Genomic DNA, 1,613 nt, shown 5'->3' on the forward strand with positions numbered 1-1,613 from the left:
GAGCTAACGACCCATATTACATACAGCAAATTTTCTTAATGGTGGGTCGTACTGGACTTGAACCAGTGACCCTCGCCTTGTAAGGGCGATGCTCTCCCAACTGAGCTAACGACCCATTAAGAATTTAGATATGAACACCATTAGGGAATAATGGTGGGTCGTACTGGACTTGAACCAGTGACCCTCGCCTTGTAAGGGCGATGCTCTCCCAACTGAGCTAACGACCCATATCTAAAACAACTCATTGCTGCGTTGTTGTGGGGCGCTATTATAGATAGAGTTGTAAATGTGTCAACACTTGAATGAGTAAAAATGTGTTAGATGCAGCTTTTATAAACAATGACATGGCATTTAAGCATTTTTTGGCGAACAAATATGCAATTTATATTCATAAGCTTATATTCAGAGCTTGATCTATAGCTCTATGCCTGTGCAAATCATTCCAAAATGATATGAATACAGTAAATCTTTAAAACGGTTTTCATATCAATAAATTTGCATCAGTTAATTGCACTCTAGTTAGCACTATTAAAAACAAAGTAGGGTAGGGCGAAGTTGTTTTATTTAAAGCTTTAGGTAATGAATTTTATTTTGCATATAAATGTATACCTTTTTTCAGGGAGTAAATTCAAAAGCAGAGAGCCTTTGATAACCAACCAGCAATGCAATTAGCCCAAAATAGCTAATTTGATAGCGCTTTGTATAAAATACCTCCGTAACGGATTGATATTTAGTCAGCTTGTTGAAATTTAAATCATTTAAATAAACTTAGATAAAAAACTGTTGACTTTATTTGGGGGGCTGCATAGAATGCGCCCCGCACTCAGCGATACACAACCAACATTAATTGGTGGTGTGTATGCAAGTCGGGGCTATAGCTCAGCTGGGAGAGCGCTTCGCTGGCAGCGAAGAGGTCTGCGGTTCGATCCCGCATAGCTCCACCAGATTTGCATAGTGTTTGTCCTAGGGTTGCAGTTTTCTGCGTCCCCATCGTCTAGAGGCCTAGGACACCGCCCTTTCACGGCGGTAACAGGGGTTCGAATCCCCTTGGGGACGCCATTTACTTTAAGTAAGTGAGCAATTGCCAAGAAAATAAATATGTTAGTCTCGAGTACTTACATGTTATTTTAGTAACCTTAACTCCGATATGAGTAAAACTATCATTTAATGTCCTAGTGACACATTTTGTGTCCCCATCGTCTAGAGGCCTAGGACACCGCCCTTTCACGGCGGTAACAGGGGTTCGAATCCCCTTGGGGACGCCACTTTCTAAAAGTGCTGTGTTATTAAAAACTCGTCTGAATCGAGTCTAACTATTCAGTTGTCCTAGTGACACATTTTGTGTCCCCATCGTCTAGAGGCCTAGGACACCGCCCTTTCACGGCGGTAACAGGGGTTCGAATCCCCTTGGGGACGCCACTTATCTAAGTAGGTTATGTGTAGTGGGACGGTGAACACCGCGCAATCTATGCACGACGTTATCAAGAGTACGAATCTCTTGGGGACGCCACTTACTAAAGTGTTGTGTTGTTAAAAGCTCGTCTGAATCGAGTCTAACTATTCAGTTGTCCTAGTGACACATTTTGTGTCCCCATCGTCTAGAGGCCTAGGAC

At 42.4% G+C, this 1,613-nt stretch carries 6 tRNA genes; 4 read left to right on the plus strand and 2 right to left on the minus strand.

Annotated elements, in window-relative coordinates:
- Nucleotides 1-39: 39 nt before the first annotated feature.
- Together C2M25_RS16330 and C2M25_RS16335 are read right to left on the minus strand one after the other, a co-directional pair.
- Nucleotides 40-115: transfer RNA gene (locus C2M25_RS16330), tRNA-Val, on the minus strand.
- Between the two features lie 36 nt (nucleotides 116-151).
- A tRNA-Val gene (locus tag C2M25_RS16335) sits at nucleotides 152-227 on the minus strand.
- A gap of 641 nt (nucleotides 228-868) precedes the next feature.
- On the opposite strand from C2M25_RS16335, the gene C2M25_RS16340 reads away from it, so the two are divergent.
- From C2M25_RS16340 to C2M25_RS16355, 4 genes are all read left to right on the plus strand, one after another.
- Nucleotides 869-944 (plus strand) — tRNA-Ala (locus C2M25_RS16340).
- A gap of 39 nt (nucleotides 945-983) precedes the next feature.
- Nucleotides 984-1,059 (plus strand) — tRNA-Glu (locus C2M25_RS16345).
- A gap of 130 nt (nucleotides 1,060-1,189) precedes the next feature.
- Nucleotides 1,190-1,265 (plus strand) — tRNA-Glu (locus tag C2M25_RS16350).
- A 78-nt stretch (nucleotides 1,266-1,343) separates the two neighbouring features.
- Nucleotides 1,344-1,419, plus strand: a tRNA-Glu gene (locus C2M25_RS16355).
- Nucleotides 1,420-1,613 lie beyond the last annotated feature (194 nt).

The sequence above is a fragment of the Pseudoalteromonas sp. T1lg21 genome, assembly GCF_002964625.1.
GTDB lineage: Bacteria > Pseudomonadota > Gammaproteobacteria > Enterobacterales > Alteromonadaceae > Pseudoalteromonas > Pseudoalteromonas gelatinilytica.